Annotated in this window: 19 protein-coding genes; 7 read left to right on the top strand and 12 right to left on the bottom strand. The window is 37.9% G+C overall.

Annotation, left to right across the window (positions count from 1 at the left end):
• Positions 1-369: 369 nt before the first annotated feature.
• The 4 genes from H5S39_RS04790 to dinG all read right to left on the bottom strand — a co-directional run bounded on the left by H5S39_RS04790 (position 370) and on the right by dinG (position 5,640).
• Positions 370-1,305 carry a DMT family transporter gene (locus H5S39_RS04790; protein ID WP_231832837.1) on the bottom strand — a complete coding sequence of 312 codons (936 nt, stop codon included), beginning with the start codon at positions 1,303-1,305 and terminating at the stop codon, positions 370-372.
• A gap of 25 nt (positions 1,306-1,330) precedes the next feature.
• Positions 1,331-2,038 carry a DnaD domain-containing protein gene (locus H5S39_RS04785; RefSeq protein ID WP_182595622.1) on the bottom strand — a complete coding sequence of 236 codons (708 nt, stop codon included), beginning with the start codon at positions 2,036-2,038 and terminating at the stop codon, positions 1,331-1,333.
• Positions 2,039-2,171: 133 nt separating this feature from the next.
• Positions 2,172-2,690: a cell wall elongation regulator TseB-like domain-containing protein gene (locus tag H5S39_RS04780; RefSeq protein ID WP_182595623.1), complete on the bottom strand. Its 519-nt coding sequence runs from the start codon at positions 2,688-2,690 to the stop codon at positions 2,172-2,174.
• 94 nt (positions 2,691-2,784) lie between these two features.
• Complete coding sequence (gene dinG / locus H5S39_RS04775) at positions 2,785-5,640, bottom strand: ATP-dependent DNA helicase DinG, 3'-5' exoribonuclease type (protein WP_182595624.1); 2,856 nt, start codon at positions 5,638-5,640, stop codon at positions 2,785-2,787.
• 215 nt (positions 5,641-5,855) lie between these two features.
• Here dinG and mvk point away from each other — a divergent pair, with 215 nt between their 5' ends.
• The 5 genes from mvk to H5S39_RS04750 are packed head-to-tail and all read left to right on the top strand — an operon-like array spanning position 5,856 to position 10,538.
• Positions 5,856-6,806, top strand: coding sequence for a mevalonate kinase (mvk, locus tag H5S39_RS04770; protein ID WP_182595626.1), 951 nt, complete (start codon positions 5,856-5,858; stop codon positions 6,804-6,806).
• Entirely contained in the window at positions 6,806-7,777 is a 972-nt protein-coding gene (mvaD, locus tag H5S39_RS04765) for a diphosphomevalonate decarboxylase (protein WP_182595628.1), read from the top strand. Before mvk ends, mvaD begins: the two co-directional genes overlap by 1 nt.
• Positions 7,778-7,806: 29 nt before the next feature.
• Positions 7,807-8,931 (top strand): phosphomevalonate kinase, encoded by a 1,125-nt coding sequence (locus H5S39_RS04760; protein WP_182595630.1) that lies wholly within the window; start codon positions 7,807-7,809, stop codon positions 8,929-8,931.
• 15 nt (positions 8,932-8,946) lie between these two features.
• A complete protein-coding gene (gene fni, locus H5S39_RS04755) occupies positions 8,947-9,990 on the top strand; it encodes a type 2 isopentenyl-diphosphate Delta-isomerase (protein ID WP_182595632.1) in 1,044 nt (347 codons plus the stop codon).
• A 59-nt stretch (positions 9,991-10,049) separates the two neighbouring features.
• Entirely contained in the window at positions 10,050-10,538 is a 489-nt protein-coding gene (locus H5S39_RS04750) for a DUF1440 domain-containing protein (protein ID WP_182595634.1), read from the top strand.
• Between the two features lie 60 nt (positions 10,539-10,598).
• Here H5S39_RS04750 and H5S39_RS04745 read toward each other — a convergent pair whose 3' ends face one another.
• Positions 10,599-12,788 (bottom strand): alpha-galactosidase, encoded by a 2,190-nt coding sequence (locus tag H5S39_RS04745; RefSeq protein WP_182595635.1) that lies wholly within the window; start codon positions 12,786-12,788, stop codon positions 10,599-10,601.
• A 164-nt stretch (positions 12,789-12,952) separates the two neighbouring features.
• On the opposite strand from H5S39_RS04745, the gene H5S39_RS04740 reads away from it, so the two are divergent.
• Positions 12,953-13,972, top strand: a complete 1,020-nt coding sequence (locus H5S39_RS04740; RefSeq protein WP_182595637.1) for a LacI family DNA-binding transcriptional regulator — start codon at positions 12,953-12,955, stop codon at positions 13,970-13,972.
• Between the two features lie 121 nt (positions 13,973-14,093).
• Positions 14,094-14,972 carry a fructokinase ScrK gene (gene scrK / locus H5S39_RS04735; RefSeq protein ID WP_182595639.1) on the top strand — a complete coding sequence of 293 codons (879 nt, stop codon included), beginning with the start codon at positions 14,094-14,096 and terminating at the stop codon, positions 14,970-14,972.
• Between the two features lie 52 nt (positions 14,973-15,024).
• Here the strand turns inward: scrK and H5S39_RS04730 are convergent, their stop codons facing one another.
• From H5S39_RS04730 to H5S39_RS04700, 7 genes are all read right to left on the bottom strand, one after another.
• Positions 15,025-15,999, bottom strand: coding sequence for an L-lactate dehydrogenase (locus H5S39_RS04730; protein ID WP_182595641.1), 975 nt, complete (start codon positions 15,997-15,999; stop codon positions 15,025-15,027).
• Between the two features lie 23 nt (positions 16,000-16,022).
• On the bottom strand, positions 16,023-16,763 hold the full coding sequence (locus H5S39_RS04725) for an LrgB family protein (protein ID WP_182595642.1): 741 nt from the start codon (positions 16,761-16,763) through the stop codon (positions 16,023-16,025).
• A gap of 2 nt (positions 16,764-16,765) precedes the next feature.
• Positions 16,766-17,176 (bottom strand): CidA/LrgA family protein, encoded by a 411-nt coding sequence (locus H5S39_RS04720; protein ID WP_182595644.1) that lies wholly within the window; start codon positions 17,174-17,176, stop codon positions 16,766-16,768.
• Between the two features lie 200 nt (positions 17,177-17,376).
• Positions 17,377-18,105 (bottom strand): LytR/AlgR family response regulator transcription factor, encoded by a 729-nt coding sequence (locus H5S39_RS04715; RefSeq protein ID WP_182595646.1) that lies wholly within the window; start codon positions 18,103-18,105, stop codon positions 17,377-17,379.
• Positions 18,083-19,852, bottom strand: a complete 1,770-nt coding sequence (locus tag H5S39_RS04710; RefSeq protein WP_182595647.1) for a sensor histidine kinase — start codon at positions 19,850-19,852, stop codon at positions 18,083-18,085. Before H5S39_RS04710 ends, H5S39_RS04715 begins: the two co-directional genes overlap by 23 nt.
• A gap of 1 nt (position 19,853) precedes the next feature.
• Positions 19,854-20,720, bottom strand: coding sequence for an SPFH domain-containing protein (locus tag H5S39_RS04705; RefSeq protein WP_182595649.1), 867 nt, complete (start codon positions 20,718-20,720; stop codon positions 19,854-19,856).
• Positions 20,721-20,737: 17 nt separating this feature from the next.
• The gene (locus H5S39_RS04700; RefSeq protein ID WP_182595659.1) at positions 20,738-22,114 is read right to left on the bottom strand and encodes an RsmB/NOP family class I SAM-dependent RNA methyltransferase; all 1,377 of its coding nucleotides are present in this window, start codon (positions 22,112-22,114) and stop codon (positions 20,738-20,740) included.
• Positions 22,115-22,152 lie beyond the last annotated feature (38 nt).

Genomic DNA, 22,152 nt, shown 5'->3' with positions numbered 1-22,152 from the left:
TGTGGAAATTAAGTTATTCCTCTTGTCGGAAACGTGTAAGCCAGACCTCCCCGGGTAAGAATATTAACTTTCGTACCATGTCACCGTTAGCTTTACTGAAAGTAACTTCGAGTAGTATTGGACTTTAGTTTGATTAGCAACCTTATCCAGTTACTTTCAGCCTTATAGCTACTTCTTGTTCATCGGTGCAGTACTTTGCCTTAGACTTCCTTCAGATTCCACCTCGCAGTGGACACCCTTGTCCTCGGCTCATGGTTCCGACTACTATGGCCCATAGCGGACTCTCACCGCCTAGCTAATATCCATGCCGGGCGCACTAATAAAAAAGATCAAAGCTGTTCTCCTCTAGAACAATAGCTTTGATCTTTTTTAATTGATTATATGTTTTCGCCGACCATTTTGTAAGATATAGACAGCAATTATTACTAGGATAATTCCCATAATCTCAACCCAGTTTAAATCAAGACTGAAGAAGATCACACTTAATATGGATGTCGTAATCGGTTGAACGGCATCCATAATACTAACAACATCCGATGGTGCATATCTCGTTGCGTGAAGTAAGATACCAAAAGGTAAAATTGTTCCAAATAAAACAACAGTAGCTACCGATGCGACCAAGGTTGTTGATACATGAGGCGGGTTAACCCAAAACGGCCTATACAAGTTAAACAGCACTCCTGCAATCATTGTTCCCCATCCTAAAACAACGATTGGTGGATTTTGATCAGCAGCTCGTTGTGGTAATACCACGTAGAGTGCCGCGGTAATACCAGAACCAAGCCCCCATAATAAAGAAACTAATGGTAAAGCAAGTTGAGTAAAATTACCACGAGTAATACACAACGCAACCCCAATTAACGCAATCACAAACGCAATAATATCACTTCGAAAAGGTCGTCGATGTTTAAAAATAATTCCACCTAATACAATAAATAATGGTGAAAGATATTGAAGAATAGTTGCCGCCGATGCATTCCCTGTTTGGATTGCATAGTAGAAAGTTAACAAATTAGCCATTAACCCTAAAATAGCATAACTAATGACCGAAATAGCAGTTGCTCGTGTTTTGAATACGTCAAATATTTTTTTACCGTATAAGAACACGCTAATAACTAATAGGATAACTCCAGCTGAAAAAGTCCGCATCGATAACATCCACGTTGCTGGAATTGCTAAATTCTGTGAAATCAATTGTAGCACCGTTCCAGAAATCCCCCACATGGCCGATGCAATTGCCGCCCAGATAATTCCTTTCATTACCATATGAGAAGAAGACTTCGCTAAATGAGAAGATTTTTCCATGTCAATCACCTTTATCTTTATATTTTTATTCACCCAGTTTATAAATTGGGATTTTCGGTTTTGTTAATGTCTTTCTATTCGGTTTCTGTGAATTTGTAGCTTTACGTTGTTCGAATTGCCGTTCATGTTCATTAATATCTCTTTCTGTTCGCAATCCTTTGTGATCCCAACTTTGTAGAATACGATCCATATATTGGAGATTTAAAGCACTGTTCATTACCGCTTGGCGCAATGCCAGCTTTATCATTATTGCAGAATAATTGTCCTTATCTAACCAATCATTAACAATCTGCAATTCCATCGATGAAAGTGGACGGCCAAACTCTGCTTCAAGATGATTAAATGTTTCTTCACGGGCATTAGTGCTATCAATTTTTACAGTAGTTGCCCTATCATTTTCATTTAAAAGTACGAGTTTATTTATCAGTAACGAAAAATCATAAATTGCATCTTCTTTACCATCATCCAATTTTCGCATCTTTTGTTCCACTAAGTGATTGGTCATCATTTGATGGAGTTGGGTAAAAACTTGCCGTTCATTTGTACCCAGATTTTTTGCAATCATCCGAATATCAGGGTTCATTATTCCACGATCATGATATGACTTAAATTGGAGATAAAGGACAAACTGCGAAGTTGTCATCCCTAATTCTTTATAGTGATGGAGCAAGAGGTTGCTTATAGTTGTCTCCCCTGCTTGAAGATAGTGTTGCAAAATTTCTGCATCTGCCATTCGATTGCTCCTTTCTATAAAACTAAACAGGAGTGAAAAAGTAATTCACTCTCTCACTCCCACAAGGTATTTTTGCAAAACTAAAGAGACTGAGTTACTCTCAGCCCCGTCTAAACTAACCATTCACTTGATATTAGAGGTTATTAATATTTTGAACATATTGGCCAGTTTTAAAATTAATTAAATCATAGCATAAATTCCCTTTTTGGTTGCGATATGTAACTTCCCAAACCGTTTTATCGTTGAAAATCCCTGGAGCAACTTTTAATATTTCTCGTGGATTACGATTTGCTTTTGTCATTGCTCGTGCTCTTGCAGCGGTAATACCGCTTGATTGTTTAAGAACTCTAATCTTACCGCCATGCTGAGGAACAATAACAAGAATGGGTTGGTTTTGCTGATTCTTGCCACTAATTGCATAATAAGTACTCTCCCGATTATAAATATAAAACTGCCCAGGAGAATGCAAGTGTGCATATTTTTCTGCAAGTGAAATAGTCTGCTTACGCGCAGCATTTCGTGGCTGATTACTAACCGCAAAAACGCTCCACACAATTAGCAAAATCAGTAAAATCGCAATCAACATGTTACGAATCGTCCGTAATGAAGAACCACGACTTTGTTCACGTTGAACCTCACGACGACTTTGCATATACTTTCCCTTCTTACTCTCTTCACTTTCTTTTCTTAAATATCAATTGTTATGATTATACCAGAAATATTTAAAAAAAGCTGATAAAGTTTAATTAACTTTTAGTGCTGTCTGACAAAAACTTTTTAGTCTTAGCAACTAAATCATCCGTCTTAAGCACATTTACCGGTAGATCAGCTGGTAAACTATGAAGTATTGTTTTACCGTATCGTCGAGCCTGTAACCGCGGATCAAGAACAATTGCTACTCCGCGATCATCTTCAGTTCGTAATAACCGCCCAATTCCTTGCCGCAGTCTCATTGTTGCTTTAGGAAGCTCTGAATGATAAAAAGGATTTTTACCTTGCTGCTGTAAGAAATGATTATGCGCCCGGTTCATAATTTCATCTGGTGAATCAAAAGGCAATCTGGTAATAATCAATAATTCCAATGCTGACTTAGGAAGGTCGATTCCTTCCCAAAAGCTGGACGCCCCTAGTAAGATTGAATTTGTTCCGCTACTAAACTGTTTTAAAATCTTATCACGATTACCAGTAATTCCCTGCGCTAGGATATCACGCTGGTCAAATAAGTCTGTTTCACGAAGTTGACTGTATACTTGCTCAATCATCACTAACGAGTTAAATAAGATCATTGTCTGATAGTCTGCATTTTTCGTTAATCGATAAATAGTATTACTAAGATAATTTATATACTCGCTATTATTTTTGGCACTAGGAACAGGCGCATCTTCAGCTATTAATAATTTAGCATTATGCTGGTAATCAAATGGTGATACAAACCGTTTTGTCAGTGTATCTTTTCGATCCAAATCTAGCTGATCATATAGGTACTGTGAACGCGCAGAGGTAAAAAGCGTCGCACCAACAAATAACGGTTGGGCAAAGTAAGGATAGACATTCTCTGTTAAGTAATGAGTAGCCTCGAGAAGACCACCACTAAGTTGTAAAGTACTTTGTTCTGCGGACTGACGAATTGTTACCCAAAATGCCGCCACATCTCCTTGGTGTTGGAGTGCTTCACCAAATTTATTCAAAGTTTGATCTGCTTCTGTCAACTTTGCTAATTGACTTTGAAACTGACTCATCAGATAACGATCACTTAATAACCAACGGTCTGCTTGACTATTAAACAAGTGGTTTAACGCCGAAAAGTGTAGCTGTACACTACTCAATGCTTGTTCTAATTTCATCATAATTGGACCACTAATATCTAAAATTTTTTCAACTTGTTCATTCTTTAATGGCTGTTCGATTAATTCGTTATCTGGGTTACCGGTAGATGCCGCCATAAATTGACGATATAAAGCTTGTTGAAAAAGGTCGACTGCTTCTTCGACCGCACTTAAGTCGCCCCTAAGCAATTCAACATTATAACTCCCGAGAGCCTGATCAGAAAATACATCTGTCAGATTACGCTCGTTTCCGTTACTAACCAAGCCAGACATTATGTGAACAGCAGTTCTTAATTGCTGAAAATTAAACTTTCTGCGTGAACGTTTTAGAATACTCTCGCTCAAATGTTGCGCCTCATCAATTACAAGGTATGGTCGTCTTGTTCCGTCCCCAAGTTCCTGCGCATGAGCAACTAAATACGCATGATTAGTAATAATAATGTCTGCTTGATGAAGACGTTTTTCCCGCCGAATTAAGAAATCATCATGGTAGTAGGAATTTGAAGGATTTAAACTTCTAATACCTTGATGTCTAATTTCAGTAAAGTAAGGAGATTGTTGTGAATTAAGGTTAAGTTCATCTAAATCACCGCTCTGAGTTGAAAGTAACCATACTAGAATTTTTGCTTTTAAGAGTTGTACAAGTTTTGAATCTTCTATTATGCTAAGCGAATGGACAAACTTTGCAAGGTCTAAATAATGATGATTTCCCTTAATAATTACACTATTCATCCTAAACGGCAGAACTTTATTCAACTTAGTAACTGCTGTATCGATAATTTGCTGTTGAAGGACATTAGTTGCCGTACTAACAACAATCTTCTTATTTGGGTAAGCCACATAACTTAAAGGGAAAAGATAGCCAAGTGTTTTACCTACGCCTGTACCAGCTTCGACAATCATTGTTTTCGGTTCATCGTGCGTATAATTATTATAGATACTGTTCATCATTTTGGTCTGCACAGGTCGTAATTTTAAGATATCCCCATATACCTTCTCCTTAGCCCTTTTTGTTGCTGGATATTTATACTTATCCTGTGCACCAGCTGCAGTTAGTGGTCGTGCTTTATGGAGAACAATTCCATGGGAAACATATAGTTCTTCACTTAATGGCTGTGGATTATTACGTCGCCGCTGCAACTCACTATCAAAAACACTTGCTGTCTGTTGTGGTAAGTTAAGTTTTAACTGCACAATTTTTTCAAGGGTTAACGTAGGTAATAATTCAATTCGTTTTAGTAAATCATTTAATAATTCCGCTGTTGCCTCAGCATCAGACACTGCACTATGCGGATGATCATGCTCAATATGCAAGGAGCTTGTTAAATCGCGTAAACGAAAACTCTTGGCAGTGGGAAAAAGAATCTGACTAAGGGTTACTGTATCAATTGCCGAAATTGTTAATGAAGGATAACCTGCCCGCTCTAACTCCGCATTTAAAAAAGGAAAATCAAAGTTTACATTATGTGCTACAAAGGTCGTATTAGCGAGCAAACTATAAATTGTCCCTGCAACATCCTCAAATAACGGCGCAGATCGAACATCTTTATCCGCTATCCCGGTTAATTGTACAATCGACCGGGGAATTCTCTCCCGTGGATTTAATTTTGTTTCAAAATGATTAATAATCTTACCATCTTGAATAAGGACACACCCGATTTGAATGATTCGATCGCCATGATTGACATTTGTACCGGTTGTTTCCAAATCAACAACTGAGTAGATTGGCGCTTTTTTATTACGCTTTTTTACGCGCTGACTACTACGCTGTGCCACAATATCACCATATTTCTCCGAAGTTATAATATAAAGTAACTAAATATACTAAATTAAATGATACACCATTCTACTATAAATTTCTTATTTTTACACGAATCCTAAGATTTCATCATAAAATATTTAGATTTGGTAACATCCGTAATGGTTTTTAGCTAGACACGCATTTTTATGCTATGATTAAATTTGAATTTTTAAGTAGAAAGTAGGTTACAGTGGTGAAACAACAAGGGATTGGTACTAGCCATGCAAAAATCATTTTAATGGGGGAACATAGCGTAGTCTACGGTCAACCAGCGATTGCCCTGCCATTACCAAACGTTCAATTAAACGTCACATTAACGGGTCGCCAAGATAACCAACAAATTATCAAAAGCCGCTACTATCATGGTAGCTTAATTGACCTGCCTGTATCGATGGTAGGTATTAAGAAATTAATTGACGAATTAATTAAAAAATTTAATGGTCAAGATGATGGATGGGATTTATCAATTCAAAGTCAACTACCAGCCGAACGAGGAATGGGTTCATCAGCAGCTAGCGCAATTGCAATTACGCGCGCTTTTTTTGATTATTATGATGAGCCGCTTGATCGAACCCTCCTACTCCAACTTGCAGATATTGAAGAACAAGTTACTCACCGTAGTCCTTCAGGCTTAGATGCTGCTACTGTCAGCTCAGACAAGCCGCTTTTTTACGTTAAAGGCCGGATTGGTGTTCCAATTTCAATGAATCTTGACGCGACTTTAGTCATCGCTGATACGGGAATTAAGGGTGCAACTAAGGAAGCAATCACAGCCGTTCAGACTGAACTGACAAATAATAAGGAACAAGCACAAAAGCATATCACTCATCTTGGTCAGCTAGTCAACCAAACGAAAGACTATTTAGCTAATAATAATGTTGAAAGTCTTGGTGATGCTCTTAATTTTTCACAAACTGACCTCGTTGCTCTTAATGTATCCGATCCGTCACTAGACAAACTTATTCATATTGCGCGTGATAGTGGTGCACTTGGCGCAAAATTAACTGGCGGTGGCCGAGGCGGATGCATGATTGCCCTAACAAGAACTGCAATGGGGGCTCGCCGACTTGCAAGTATTTTAAAAGATAATGGGGCACAGCATATTTGGCTTCAACCATTAGATAAGCGAGGTGATAATTAATGGCAACTGCAAAAGCATATACCAATATCGCCCTTGTTAAATATTGGGGGAAGAAAGATGCTAAATTAATCATTCCCCAAACGGATAGTTTATCTTTGACACTTAATGAATTTTATACTACTACTACCGTTAAATTTAACTCACAGCTCAATCATGATATTGTTAAAGTTGATGAACGTTTTCTTGATAAAGAAGATGCTGCCAAAGTTATTCATGTACTAAATATTGTACGTTCGCTAAGCAAAACGAATTCATTTGCGGAAGTCACCTCAATAAATAATGTCCCTACAGCAGCTGGCTTAGCTTCTTCAGCATCAGCATTTGCCGCGTTGGCAGGTGCTGCCAGTACTGCTGCTGGTTTACACCTCTCACGACGAGAATTATCGCGACTTGCGCGACGTGGCTCCGGATCAGCTACTAGGTCAATTTATGGTGGCCTAGTTGAATGGCAAAAGGGAACTGATGATGCCTCGTCATTTGCCAAGCCAATTGACGAAGATGTCGACTTTCCTATTGAAATGCTTGCTGTCCTTATCAATACAAAGAAGAAAAAAATTTCTAGCCGCTCAGGAATGCAGCTAAGTGTTTCAACCTCACCGTATTATAAGGCATGGCAAGAAGTGGTTGCGCATGATATGGTTGCAATTAAAAGAGCAATTAAGGAAAAAGATATCAACAAAATTGGTCATATTGCTGAAGAAAATGCATTAAGAATGCATGCACTAACTCTCTCAGCAGATCCAGCTTTCACTTATTTCAATGGTGAAACATTAATGATTATTAATGCCGTAGAAGACTTGCGCAACCACGGAATAAATTGCTATTATACGATGGATGCCGGTCCAAACGTTAAAATTATCTACGACCATAAAGATCGTGATAAAATAGTGACCAGACTTACTGATATTATTGACTCTGACCGGTTGGTGGTTTCACAACCGGGTCCGGGGATTAAGATTTGGAATGAATAAAAATTTATTGAGTAAGGGGACTTTAAATTTTGATTACTGAAAAAGCTCCTGGCAAATTATATATTGCCGGTGAATATGCTGTTGTTGAGAATGGTTATCCTGCTATCTTAGTTGCTTTAGACCAATTTGTAACTTGTTCTATTGAAGAAAGTACTGCCGAAGTCGGCCAAATTATTAGTAGACAATACAATAATGACCAACTTTCATGGCGAAGATTAGGCGATCAAATGGTTGTCGATAAACGCGATAACCCCTTCTCCTATATTCTTTCTGCAATTAAAGTAACGGAAGAATACGCACGAACATTCAGCCGTGATTTACGTATTTTTAATATTCATATCGATAGTCAATTAGATAGTGCAAATGGCAAAAAATATGGGTTGGGTTCATCGGCAGCTGTTACTGTGGCAACTGTTAAAGCATTATGTCGTTTCTATAACCTGCCAGTTGACAAAGACCAGATTTTTAAATTAGCAGCAATTGCACATTTTGAGGTTCAAGGAAACGGTTCTTTAGGAGATGTTGCGGCATCTGTATATGGAGGATGGATTTCCTACCATTCATTTGACCGTCAGTGGCTTGCTCAGCAACGAAAGTATCTTGATTTAAAGACAATTATTGATTTACCATGGCCAGATCTTAATATTGAATCATTAAAAGCGCCACAAAATCTTGAACTATTAATTGGCTGGACAGGAAAACCTGCTTCTACTTCCCAATTAGTCGATAAGATTTCCCTTTTTAAAGCGCGGCGACAAAATGAATATCATTGCTTTTTAGAAAAGAGTAAGGCTTGCATTCAACGGATGGTTGATGGTTTTCATCGTCAAGATCTTGAAACGATTAAAAATGAAATTCGCTATAACCGCGACTTACTGAAGCAATTAGGAGCCAATTCTGGCGTCAATATTGAGACTGCGGCACTCCAAAAGCTTTGCCAAATTGCTGAATCTTTTGGAGGGGCAGCAAAAACTTCCGGCGCTGGTGGCGGTGACTGTGGAATTGTTGCTATTGATAGTAATACTAATTTTGGAAATGTTCTTAAAAGCTGGACAAAAAATCATATTGAACAACTTCCATTATCTGTTCATTTTATTGATAGCGCTAAAAATATTAAGTCGTCCGTAAAAAGCCACCTCACCTACCTTAAATAGACCAATGGAGGTTCTATGATGGAATCACGTCATGCACAACGCAAAAATGAACATCTTTCTTTAGCAGCTAAATATTATAATCAGGTTCATCACCATTACTTTGATCAAGTTCGTTTAATTCATGATAGTTTACCTGAGCTCTCCACTGACGATGTTGATTTACACGTTCAATTAGCTGATAATCTCACAATTGAAAATCCATTTTACATTGAAGCAATGACTGGCGGAAGCGCACAAGCATTAAAAATAAATCGTCAACTTGCACAATTAGCGCATAAACACCACCTGCCCATGGCCACGGGATCTTTAAGTATCATCAATAAAGATCCGCAAGCCTACGCCTCTTTCGATGTTATTCGTGAAGAAAATCCTGATGGAATTATTTTTGCTAATTTAAGTGCTAATGCTACCCTTGAGCAGGCGCAAGAGGCAATTTCGCTCTTACACGCCAATGCCCTAGAATTGCATATTAATGCCGCACAAGAATTGATTATGCCTGAAGGAGACCGTGATTTTAATTGGCTCGATAACATCCAATACCTCGTCAGTGAACTAAATATCCCAGTTATTGTTAAAGAAGTTGGTTTTGGAATGAGCAAAACAACTATTGCCAAGCTCCAAACTCATGATGTTCATCTAATTAATGTTAGTGGTCGTGGAGGAACTAACTTTGCGGCAATTGAAAATCGACGAAACCATGACCTCAATTTTGAAAGCCTTCTTGACTGGGGACAAACCACCCCTGAATCTTTATTAGAAGCTCACTCAATTAGAAGAGGAAAAACGGAAATTATTGCATCAGGCGGAATTATCTCACCACTTGATGTTATTAAAGCAGGTGTTTTAGGTGCACGAGCAGTTGGTGTCGCTGGATATTTCTTAAATATCTTACAGCAAGATGGCTACGAGCAACTTGACCAAACACTGAATGAATGGAAGATTATTATTAAACGACTACTTGCCCTTCTCGGCTGTGTTTCATTTACTGAACTATCACGAGTTGAATATGTTTTAGGTACTGACTTACTATCCTACGCCCGGCAACGACACCTTCGCTAACCTAATTAATTGAATTTATTATTAGGATTGATACAATTAACTTAACTAATGTATTTTGGATGGTGATTAAAGTGAATAAGATCAATTGGGGTAAGTCAATAAAGGTTGGTATCACTGCTGGACTAGTAGCAGGCTTAGTCAAACTCGGTTGGGAAAATATCCTTCCTCCTCGTACACCAGAACGAGATAAGACAAATCCACCGCAAAGATTATTAGAACAATTAGGTGTACCAGCATCAATTACTCATGCTACTTATACTTATTCCGGGCAGCAATTGCCATGGGTAAGCTACCTTGTACACTTTAGTTTTTCAGCTAGTTTTGGAGTCATTTACAGCATTGGCGGACAATTAGCACCATGGATAAAAAAGGATAATGGTGTTCCATTTGGAATTGCCGTTTGGGACTTTTTCCATCTCAAATTAATGCCATTGATGGGAACTGTCCCACCAGCCCGTAAGCAACCAATAGAAGAACATATTTCTGAGTTTCTTGGTCACGCTATTTGGATGTGGACGATTGATGCATTAATTAAAGCTAAGAAATAATAGGGTAATTACATATAAAAAAGAGTTGAAAGAGTTTTACCACTTTCAGCTCTTTTTTTATTATTCACCTTTGAAATAATGAACTTCACTCAAGAAGTCACCCGTATGTGTCGGATCTCGGAATAAACCAACATTCATCAATTCATCCCCACCATAAGTTTTATCAGTTAAGTCATCATGGTAGTCAATTGTTGAGTCAAGGCCTGCCATCTTGGTATTATTAATTTCAAACCGATTTGTATGCAGCTGCTTAAACATAAATAACAATGCCTCAGACTTATCTGGACTCACAAATTCCCATGCCACTGTATTACTATCAAATGGACTTTCAAGCCGAATAAAGTCTCCATACTGAATTAAATGACGATGGGCCTTATAAAAATTAATTTGTTCCTTAACCATCTGCCGATCTTCATCAGTAAGGTCAGCTAAGTCTAACTCATAGCCAAATACACCACTCATTGCGACATCTCCACGCATCTTAAAGCTCGTTGATCGTCCTGTCTGCTGGTTTGGTGAAACAGAAACATGAGCCGTCATAGATGAAATTGGGTAAACTAGCGATGTTCCATATTGAATCTTTAATCGTTCAACGGCATCTGTATCATCTGATGGCCAACTTTGCGGCATATAATAGAGGATTCCGGCATCAAAACGACCGCCACCACCAGAGCAACCTTCGAATAGAATATTAGGATAACGTGTTACTAGGCGTTCCATTAAGTCATATAAACCTAAAATATAGCGATGACTAATTTCTCCCTGATGTTCTGCGTCTGCTGTGCTTGAAAAGACCTCAGTTAAATTACGATTAAAGTCCCATTTAATATAATCAAGCGGAACTTTATCAAGAATTTGGCACATCTGATTAAAGATATTGTCGACAACTTCTTTTCGGCTAAAATCTAAGACTAATTGGTTTCGCGACAAGGTCATTCCACGATTTGGTTCATGAAGCGCGTAATCCGGATGTGCTCGATATAATTCAGAATCAACAGAAATCATTTCAGGCTCAAACCATAGCCCGAATTTAAGACCATTTTCATGGGTCCGATCAGCAACCCGTTTAAGTCCGCCGGTAAGCTTCTTTTTATTAACAAACCAGTCACCAAGAGAAGAATTATCGTCGTTTCGATGACCAAACCAACCGTCATCAAGAACAAACATCTCAATCCCCAGTGGCTTAGCTTCATTGATTATTTGATCCAGCTTATCATCATCAAAATCAAAGAAAGTTGCTTCCCAGTTATTAATAACGATCGGTCGATCCGCATATTGATACTTTCCTCGCGCTACTCGGTCACGAAGTAAACTATGAAAGACTTGTGACATTCCATTTAATCCTTGTTGACTAAATCCCATAATCGCTTCTGGTGTTTGGAAATCTTCTCCTGGTTTAAGTACCCAGTCAAAATTATAATCGTTGATCCCCGTCAATAAACGAATTTGATCAATCTGGTCCTTTTCTAACGTAAATTGATGATTACCAGAGTAAACCAACAATACTCCTAACGCATTCCCTTGAAATTCATCAGTATCTTTATCTACTAAAGCTACAAACGGATTCATATGGTGGGAACTTGAATTCCGGCGACTTGAAAATTCAGTAATTCCACGGCGCAATTCTTGGCGTTCTGGTTGCCGCTCTAAAGCATATTGTCCAGGGACTGAAATCACGTCATAATCATGCTTTGTTAGGTCTAACTGCATTGATGCAATTTTTTCAATGTGTAATTGTTGGTTGCTCGTATTAATTAAGCGTGCATTCCGCGTAATGACTGGTCGTTCATTATAAATCGTATATGTTAATACTAATTGGACATTTAACGTTTTATCCACTAAAGTCACTTCAAGTGTTTCCGCTTCTTCATCACTCTTAACATAAGAAGCTGGTAATCCTGGCAATTTAGGTTTTCCTGCAAAAATTTTATACGATTGGTAGCGAAAATCAGTCAAACGTGAACCGTTTTCAGCACGGATAATAATTGCAGGTACCCGATAATCCCCTGTATTATTCCCAGAATATTCTTGAAGTAAGTCGTCCTTAGAATAGGTCCGATCCATTGACCCAGGAAGATTCCCAGAAAATCCGCGGTCAACCCGTGGGTAGCACCGTTCACCATGATAATTCCTAATTGCTGGGCCAAAGTATAAGTGGCTTAATATTTCTCCTTCCTCAATTGAAAAAAGGTAAGAGATTTTTTTATTTTTTAGGTGAAATACTCGTTGTTGTTCATCGAATGTAATCATAGCAAGTGACCCCTTTCATAATGTCGATTACATGATAAACGTTTATCCACATTAGGTCAAGCGCTTACATATAGGTAATTGCAGCATCTTGCTATTGCAAAGCCTTACTAAACGTTTACTAAATTATGGTATGATATTGATAATCCTAAAAGGAGGCAACTAAAATGGTCGGTATCAGAAAAATTGCTAAGGAAGCTGGTGTATCTCCAGCAACAGTATCCCGTGTTTTAAATAATGACTTATCATTTTCTGTTAGTAAACAAACTAAACAGCGAATTAAGACAGTCGCTGATAAATACCACTATATTCCACAATCAAATAGACAAATTTCTCATCCACAACGACAGTTTTCATTACTCGTAATTACTACTCACTCTCTTGACGCTGAATCTCATGATCCCTATTTTGCCCAAGTCCACGATGGAATTGTTCAAGAGGCTTCAAAATTAGGGCTTCAAATTAAAGATTTTATTCGTTTTCCCAATAAGCAATTTCAATTTACAGATGCCAAAAAATACGATGGCATAATAATTGCAGGAGTATTTGTAAAAGAATTTTATGCAGCTTTACATGATGTCAATCCTAATATTGTCTTAATTGATGAATATCGTTATCTTCCTGCTTATGATATAATCGGTAATTCGTATTTTGCTGAAACTCAAGTAGTATTGACTAAAATGTTAAATAATGGATTTAATAAAATTGGCTTTATTGGTGGAAATATCAGCCCCATGAATATAGAAGGCTTAAGTACAGATACATATCAAGACATTCGCACTAGATCTTATATTATGTGGATGAAGGAACATAATCTTGCCCCACAGTTTGTCCTTAACGGCTGGACTCCTAAAGATGGCTTTCTGGCAATGAAAACATTATTACCTCAGAACCCCCAAGTAGTTCTTGTTGCTAGTGACCAGCTTGCAGTTGGTGCGTACCGGGCAATCAACCAATACGGAAAATCAATCCCTAAAGATTTACAAATTATAAGCTACAATGATTCCAGTATCGCTGCATATTTAGTTCCCTCTCTATCGTCAATTACGCCGCACAGCTTAACTATGGGAAAAATCGCTGTTCAACGACTTATTCACCGTCTACAATCCCCCAAAGAACTACCAGTTCATATCAACTTACCTGCCGGAATTACATGGCGAGAAAGCTCACAAATTAACTTGAAATAGTGAAACGTTTTATATTTAAAAACAATAAAATTAAGGTTGTGATACCGTTTTCCAAGGGTTATACTCAAACAAGGTTATCAACTTGATAAACGTTTAATTTAAGTGAATGAGGTTTTTAATTATGCTATTAGGAAGTATTGAGGCTGGCGGAACAAAGTTTGTATGTGCTGTTGGCGATGAACATTTTAATGAAATTGATAAAAAAATTATTCCCACAACTACACCAGATGAAACTCTTGGTGAGTGTATTGCCTTCTTCAAGCAATATCCAGAATTAGCTGCGCTCTCCATTGCTAGTTTTGGGCCGATTGATACTAATCCTGCTAGTGAGAAATATGGTTATATTACAGATACACCAAAAGTTAAGTGGCAGAATTGTAATTTTGTTGGAATAATGAATGATGCCTTAAATATTCCAATCTATTGGACCACCGATGTTAATGGATCCGTGTATGGCGAATATGTAAATTTAAAGGATAAGTATGACGATCCAGCTCTTGTCTACTACACTATTGGTACTGGTGTTGGTGCCGGAGCAATCCAGAATGGTCACTTTATCGGCGGTATCAGTACTCCTGAAATGGGACACGTTCGTTTACAACGGCACCCTGCAGATATGAATTTTACTGGTATATGTCCTTACCATCATGATTGTTTAGAAGGTCTGGTTTCAGGACCTACTTTCAAGGCCCGATTAGGCTTAAGCGGACAAGATGTTCCAGATAATCACCCTGTTTGGGACGTTTTAGCATATTACGTAGCTCAAGCTGCTGTACAGGTTACTGCCATTTTGCGTCCCCAAAAGATTATCTTTGGCGGAAGCGTTTCACGTCCTGCTTTCCTAAAGCGAGTTCGGAAGCAGTTTAATATGCTGTGGAATGATTATCTTCCAATCGGTACAGTTGATGAATATATTATTAATCCTTCAGTACCTGGAAATGGATCGGCAACGCTCGGTAACTTTGCACTAGCCAAAAAACTCCTTGAAGCAAATAATTAATAAAAATCGCAGGACAACATTGCACCTATAAAATATGCGTCCTGCGATTTTTTTATTTCCATAAATAATTTACTAGGCCAGCTTTAGCCATGCCATTAGCAGTCGTTTCTTGCAAAACCTTTGCCGAATTTGCTAATGACACTTGTTCCCTAGCGTTAAGCGGGAGTTCAATTACCTTACGTATCCCCTGTCGATTAATTACTACTGGTGTCCCCAGATAAATATCTTTTTGACCATATTCGCCATTCAAATAGACACTTACCGGTAAAACAGCATTTTGATCATCCATGATTGCTTTTGTTATCCGCGCTAATGATGTTGCTACCCCATAATAGGTTGCACCCTTACGGTTAATAATATCGTAAGCCTTATTTCGAATCTGATCTTCAATTTTTTGTAACCGTTGGATTGAAATGCCCATTGTTGCCGCATAATCCAATAGTGGAATTCCGCCAATCGTCGCGCAAGAGTAAGCTGCAAATTCGGAATCACCATGTTCTGCTAGCATATCAACGCGAACATCACGTGGATCAACCTTAAACTCTTTGCCTAAAGCTACTCGTAATCGTGCCGAGTCCAACGAGGTTCCTGATCCGATTACTTTATTTGCTGGCAAGTCAGAAATTTTTTGGACAGCATACGTTAAGATATCAACTGGATTAGCCGCAACTAAGAAGATTCCCTTAAAACCAGTATTTACAACTTCTTGAACAATTTCTTTCATGATTTTAAGGTTCTTTTCTACTAACTGTAGACGCGTTTCACCAGGCTTTTGTGCTGCGCCAGCACAAATAACAACAATATCAGCATCCTGGCAATCCTTGTATCTGCCTGTACTTACACTCACTGGGGCGGTAAATGGTGTCGCATCTTCTAAATCAAGCGCATCCCCCATACTTCGATCGGGCTTTTTATTAATAATCACTAATTCATTTGCTAATCCTTGCTGAACCACACTAAAAGCATAAGCCGATCCCACTAAACCGTCGCCAATTAAAACTATTTTCCGTTTTTGCTTTGTTATCATTCTCAAACTCTCCCCATTTTATCCTACATAAAAAGGTGTGCATAGATTGGAACTAAAACATCCATGGCCAGTGAAACAATTACAACCGCCACGGCCGCCATTGCTCCTTGAATTGAACCAAGTTGAACAGCCTTTGCTGACCCCACGGTATGACCTGCTGATCCGAGGCCAAGACCCGTTCCAACTTTTGAAATTTTCTTTAACCGGAACACCTTAATCAAGAATTCAGCTAACGCGTAAATAATAACTGCGTTAAGGATACATGCCATAGCTGTTACGGCTGGATCACCACCGATTCCTTTAGCAATTGGCATTGCAACAGCCGTAGTAGCAGCTTGTGGTAACATGGCAGCCGTTGAAACACGTGAAAGGGCAAAGATCTTAGCAGTTCCCTGGATTAAGAAAAGCGAAATAAAGCCCCCCACAAATAAAGTTAAAATCACATCAAGCCAGTATTTCTTAAAAATATCATTTCGCCGATAAAGAGGAATCGCAAATGCCATCGTTGCTGGATTTAAGAACCAAAAAATCAAATTTCCACCTGGAAGGTAAAATTTTTTGTAAACTGCTGCTGTAGTCGATCCAATACACTTAGCCCAAATTGCCAGAATAATAATTCCCAATACCATTCCAATAAGCAACGGTGTAAAAAGGAAGAAACCATTACTAATCTTAAAAAGCCACATTCCAATTAAATAGACAAGTAATGAAATAAAAATTCCAGTAAATGGTAACGTAAGGTTGGTAATAAACACGTTTGCCATGATTAATTCTCCTCCTCCTGCTTCTTAAATAATTTGTGATGAACACCAATAAAGAAAGCCCCAACATAAGCAATAACTGCTAATAAGATAATAGTTGAAATAATAATTACAATAACATCCTGTAAGCCTTCTTTTCTCATTAAACCTAAGCTTCCGGCAAGTTGAATTCCTGATGGAACAAATAGGAAAGCAATTAAGCCAATCATAAAATCGCCAAATTTCTCAACTTGTTCCAGCTTAACAACATGACACGCTAATAAAATATAAAGCAAAATCATCCCAATTAATGGTGTTGGTACAACAAAACTTTTCGGAAATAAATTAGAAATTAATTGTGAAACAAATAAAATTGCAGCGAAGATTCCCATCTGAACTAAAATGGGAGCATCCTTCTTCTTTTTGTTGTTATCCATAGTTAATCCTCCTCAAACAAAAATTGCTCAGAAATTAACGTTAACCTCATTTACAGTTATATTTTAGTGGCTATTTATCTTTTTGTGTCCGCTTCCAGGTTCAAATAACCCAAATTCATTCTGAGATGCCCTCGTTCTCTCGTGAAACACCCCATAAAAAAATCCGTCTAATGAACTCTCATTAAACGGATTTTGATTGATTAAAGCCCTAAAGCTCTTTTTGTTGTTGCTACATAAGACCGACTAACAGGAATTTTACTCCCCTCACTCAGGGTCAGTTCATATGTATGATTGAAACTTGGTTGCAACTCAGTAACCACATCTAAATTTACGACAAAGCTACGATGAACTTGAAGAAAATGGCGAGGATCCAATTGCTGTAAGACATTAGCTAATGTTTGCTTACTGGTAATTTTATGATGGTCAATAGTCCATATATCCAACGTTCCTTGCGATGCTTGAATAAATAACACACGTTTCTTTTGCAGGACAATTGTCCGTTCATCATTAGGAATTAATAAGCGTGGACTGTAGGACCGTTCTACATTTGCTGAGGTTTTACTAAGCGGTTTCAATTTAGCCACACGTTCAATCGCTTCGTTAATCCTTTCCGCCCGAAATGGCTTAAGGATATAATCAACCGCATCCGCCTCAAATGCATTAATTGCATATTGATCATAGGCAGTAGCAAAAACAATATGCAGATGACTATTAGTGACCTTTTTTATCCGTTCAGCAAAAGCGATTCCGTTACCATCTGCTAATTGAATATCTAGAAACACCATATCCAGCTGATTATTTTTTATTTGTTCTTCTGCATCTTTAATTCCTTCAGCTTCAATAATTTTGGTTACTTTATTATTTTCCTGTACTAGGTAATGTAATTCTTCTCTTGCTAACGGCTCATCATCTACAAGCAAAACTTTCATTTTTCTTGAACTCCTTAGTATGATATGGTAACGAAATTTTAACAATAGTTCCAGCACTATCACTACTAATATGTAATGCGCTTTCCTGATCATATAGCCCAATTAATCGTTGATTTAAGTTGTAAAGCGCATTTCCATTTCCTTTTTGTGATACAACCGGTTCAGTACCAATTTTATTTATTAAATTATGACTTATTCCGGTTCCATTATCTGTAACTTGAATTTGTAAACGATCGGTTTCTTTTTTTATCAGTATTTCTATTGTATTATCTTGTTTTCGTGAACCAAATGCATGCTTAATTGCGTTTTCAACTAATACTTGAATAGTAAACGGTGGAAGGTAAACATCGCTATTGACGTTTTGTTTAATTATTATTTGGTATTTATTTGGAAATCTAGTTTGTTCTAATTCTAGATAAGCATCTACCTGATTTAACTCTTGCTGTAACGAAATTTCAGTTGCTCGTGCACCAATTAAATTTGCACGAAAATAAGTACTTAATTGAAGCAGTAGTTTCCGAGCTTTTTGTCGATCATGACGTAAAATCGCTGTTATTGTGTTAATTGCATTAAAAAAGAAATGCGGATTTACTTGAGCTTGTAATGACTTAATTTCTGCATCACGAATTAATTGTGCTTGTACTTCTGCCTGCCCCAATGCAATCTGATTCGCAAAAATTTCGCATAATCCTGTAGCAAGTTGAATTTCAACTGGAGTTAAGTGCCAACAATCTACGTAGTACATTTTTAGTGTACCAATTACCGTATTATTAATGCGCAATGGTGCAACAATTGCTGCTTCGAGAGGACATTTTGGTTCCTTACAACCAATTAATTTACTATGGTCAGCAACCTCAATTTGTCCTGTTTTTATTACTTTCATTGATAAAGTTGTTTCAAGTGAATTACCTGGGATATGATGATCGCTCCCTGCACCAATATGAGCCAAAATATGTTTCCGATCGGTAATACTTACTGCATCAAAATTAGTATACTTTTTTATTATTTTTACAATATTTTGAGCAGATGTCCGACTTAGCCCTTGGCGAAAGTACGGTAGAGTTTCATTAGTTAATTGTAAAACAGAATGGGTTTGCATTGCACGCAACTCTTCTTCTTGATGAAGGTACATTGAAATTATAGATAAAAAGATTGAAGTTCCCACAGAATTTACAAAAATCATTGGTAGAGCAATATAGTGTACTAATGCCCATCCGGTTGGACTAAAGAAGAGGATAAATGCCATTTGAATACTTTCCATTAATAGGCCAACAATAAACCCATGCCATGGAGTCATGACTTTAAAATAACTTTTTCGATCATGATATAAAAAACCGGAAAGAAAACCAATTAAAACCGAACTGGGGATATAAAACCAACTTTGAAATGCAATCCCTGCCTGAATAATTCGGTGTACTCCCGTTACAATTCCAACCAGGCTACCAACCCATGGTCCACCAATAATCCCTGCTACAGAAACCACAAGAATACGCGCATTAATAATTGAATCATTAGCTGAAATAGCAGTTAAAATGATCTTATCATGGAGCTGGTTATTAGCATCAATCTCAATTCCCGTCATATTAGCCATAATTGCAAACACTGAAAATAAAAGGATTAATTGAATTTTTGCATGAATAGTATGATTAAATAATAATCGACGAAAAAAAGGCACACTAACAAGTAAAAATGCCAAAATAATAATTAAGCCGACACGCTCTGCCATTAAAATCGTTAAATAAATCATTTTAATTTTGCGTCCCCGTATTTATAACCGGTTGGGTTCCGCGTTCACTGATAATCGCAACCATAATGTTATTAATTATTTGAAGACGCTGGGCATCAGTTAAATTAAGGCCGGCTTCCTTATTCAAACGGTCAATAGCATCTTCTGTAATAGAAACAGCCCCTTCAACGATTATCTTACGAGCTGACAAGATTGCAGAGGACTGTTGCTTTTGAAGCATCGCACTAGCAATCTCAGTAGCATAGGCTAAATGAGTAAGTCTTGTTTCAATAATCTTAACCCCCGCTACATTTAACCGCTCTTGTAATTCTGTCGTTAAACGTTCTGAAACTTCAGTTGGATTACCCCGTAAAGTAATTGCATCTTGATCCTCAAAACTATCATAAGGATACTCACTAGCTACATGACGAACTGCCGATTCACTTTGGATCTGAACAAATTGTTCATAATCGTCCACCGAAAAAAGTGCCTTTGCGGTATCAACAACCTTATAAACGATTACAGCTGCGATTTCAACAGGATTCCCCTTTGAATCATTGACTTTCAAAATTTGACTATTAAAATTACAAACCCGTAATGACACTGTCTCTTTATTTGTAAATGGAATCGTCATAAACAAGCCGGCATCCCTAATTGTCCCAATATAATTACCAAAAAACGTTAATACTTTTGCTTCGTTAGGCTGAATGATTGTTAATGACGTGCTAAATAGCACCACCACTACTAGCAAAATAACTCCCAAAGTTATGAAGAGAGGCATCTTGCCGTTAACACCAATAAAAATTAACCATAAGCTGACTAAGCCAACAATAATCGCACAAAGTAACCCAAGATATCCATTAACGTGAACCGCTGTTTTTTCTTTCATCTATATTTCCTCCTATCTTAAAACCGAAGTCCTTTAGGATAAAAGTTTTTCACCGTTTTATCAACTAACTTACCAAATCCGCAAGTATGTTGGTCGCATACTAATAAATACCAACCATTGGGTAAGTTATTATCAATCTTAATAACATCCCCATGAACATACTGCTGCCATTGATCTCTACTGATTTCAAGCGTTCGTTGACTTTCAGCAGGTAAACTAGCAAGCGCCCAAGCTAATGCAGGTTCAAACCGATTCTTTTTAAACGTTCCCAGATGAAGCCCAGGCCGCAACGCATTCAAACCATTTAAATAATCAGTATCCATTTGTGCTGGTAAATCATATAACTGGTCGCCGAATAGAATTAGCTGTTGTGATTGGTAGTTAGGAAAAACTTGTTCCCTAAACTGTTCAAACAATCTTAACTGCTCCTTATCTGGCCGAACTACCGATGATTTTCTACGTTTACTCTTCTTTTTACTTTTTTTAATCGTTGAATTTGCTTTTCTACTATCAACTACTTTAGCAATAAAGTGGCCTTCTCCTTTAATATGATGAGGAAATAAGCGCACGGTTTTCTTCAATTCTTCATTTCCATCAGCCCATTCAGGCCGTCCGTCATCCATTCCTGGTGCCTTTTCAATTGGAACTAACTTTAACGCAGGATATTTCGTAATTAGCCAGGATATGTTTTGCTCATCTTCTTCAGGAGCAAAGGTACAAGTTGAATACACTAGTGTACCGCCAGGCTTTAACATTTTCATTGCCGAATCAAGAATCTTTTGCTGACGATTAGCACATTCTCGCGGATAATCTGTTGACCAATATTCTATTCCGGCTGGTTCTTTTCGAAACATTCCCTCTCCTGAACAAGGAGCGTCGACTAATATTCGATCAAAATAGTGAGTAAATTGCTTTTCAAGATCAGCTGGACTCTCACTAACGACAACTGCATTCTTTGCACCCCATCGTTCTAGGTTTTCTGCAAGAATTTTAGCACGCTTAGGAAAAATTTCGTTTGCAACTAGCAGTCCTTTATTTGCCATTTTAGCAGCTAAATGTGTTGTCTTACCGCCAGGAGCAGCGCAAAGGTCTAACACTCGTTCACCGGCCTGGGGATTAACGACCTCCCCAACAAACATTGCCGATGGCTCCTGACTATATACCCAGCCAGCAACATGATCAAGCGCTTTACCCTTTACTTGACCGTAATAGCCAGTTGGTACATATGGTACTTTACCCTTAGCGTCAGCAATTGTCGCATCCGGTTGACTATTTTTTAACGGATTTACGCGAAAGCCACTATAACTCGGCTGTGCTAGTGCAGATAGGAACTCCTCTGCTTCTGCTCCCATGAGTTTTTTGTATTTCGTAACAAATTCATTCGGTAATTGCACGTTATTACGCTCCTCTATAAAGTAATGTCTTTATTGTA

Origin of the sequence: Limosilactobacillus rudii (assembly GCF_014145455.1) — a bacterium.
In the GTDB taxonomy this organism is placed as follows: Bacteria; Bacillota; Bacilli; order Lactobacillales; family Lactobacillaceae; genus Limosilactobacillus; species Limosilactobacillus rudii.
The sequence above is the reverse complement of the archived record's forward strand: the minus strand, read 5'-3'. Positions and strand labels throughout refer to the sequence as shown.

Bases quoted from the DNA above. Each gene is read 5' to 3' on its own strand.
- H5S39_RS04745 (WP_182595635.1), bottom strand. From the start codon at position 12,788: ATGATTACATTCGATGAACAACAACGAGTATTTCACCTAAAAAATAAA.
- H5S39_RS04725 (WP_182595642.1), bottom strand. From the start codon at position 16,763: ATGGCAAACGTGTTTATTACCAACCTTACGTTACCATTTACTGGAATT.
- H5S39_RS04710 (WP_182595647.1), bottom strand. From the start codon at position 19,852: ATGATTTATTTAACGATTTTAATGGCAGAGCGTGTCGGCTTAATTATT.
- scrK (WP_182595639.1), top strand. From the start codon at position 14,094: ATGCTATTAGGAAGTATTGAGGCTGGCGGAACAAAGTTTGTATGTGCT.
- H5S39_RS04790 (WP_231832837.1), bottom strand. From the start codon at position 1,305: ATGGAAAAATCTTCTCATTTAGCGAAGTCTTCTTCTCATATGGTAATG.
- H5S39_RS04785 (WP_182595622.1), bottom strand. From the start codon at position 2,038: ATGGCAGATGCAGAAATTTTGCAACACTATCTTCAAGCAGGGGAGACA.
- H5S39_RS04730 (WP_182595641.1), bottom strand. From the start codon at position 15,999: ATGATAACAAAGCAAAAACGGAAAATAGTTTTAATTGGCGACGGTTTA.
- H5S39_RS04720 (WP_182595644.1), bottom strand. From the start codon at position 17,176: ATGGATAACAACAAAAAGAAGAAGGATGCTCCCATTTTAGTTCAGATG.
- H5S39_RS04740 (WP_182595637.1), top strand. From the start codon at position 12,953: ATGGTCGGTATCAGAAAAATTGCTAAGGAAGCTGGTGTATCTCCAGCA.
- H5S39_RS04780 (WP_182595623.1), bottom strand. From the start codon at position 2,690: ATGCAAAGTCGTCGTGAGGTTCAACGTGAACAAAGTCGTGGTTCTTCA.
- H5S39_RS04715 (WP_182595646.1), bottom strand. From the start codon at position 18,105: ATGAAAGTTTTGCTTGTAGATGATGAGCCGTTAGCAAGAGAAGAATTA.
- H5S39_RS04705 (WP_182595649.1), bottom strand. From the start codon at position 20,720: ATGAAAGAAAAAACAGCGGTTCACGTTAATGGATATCTTGGGTTACTT.
- mvaD (WP_182595628.1), top strand. From the start codon at position 6,806: ATGGCAACTGCAAAAGCATATACCAATATCGCCCTTGTTAAATATTGG.
- H5S39_RS04750 (WP_182595634.1), top strand. From the start codon at position 10,050: ATGGTGATTAAAGTGAATAAGATCAATTGGGGTAAGTCAATAAAGGTT.
- fni (WP_182595632.1), top strand. From the start codon at position 8,947: ATGATGGAATCACGTCATGCACAACGCAAAAATGAACATCTTTCTTTA.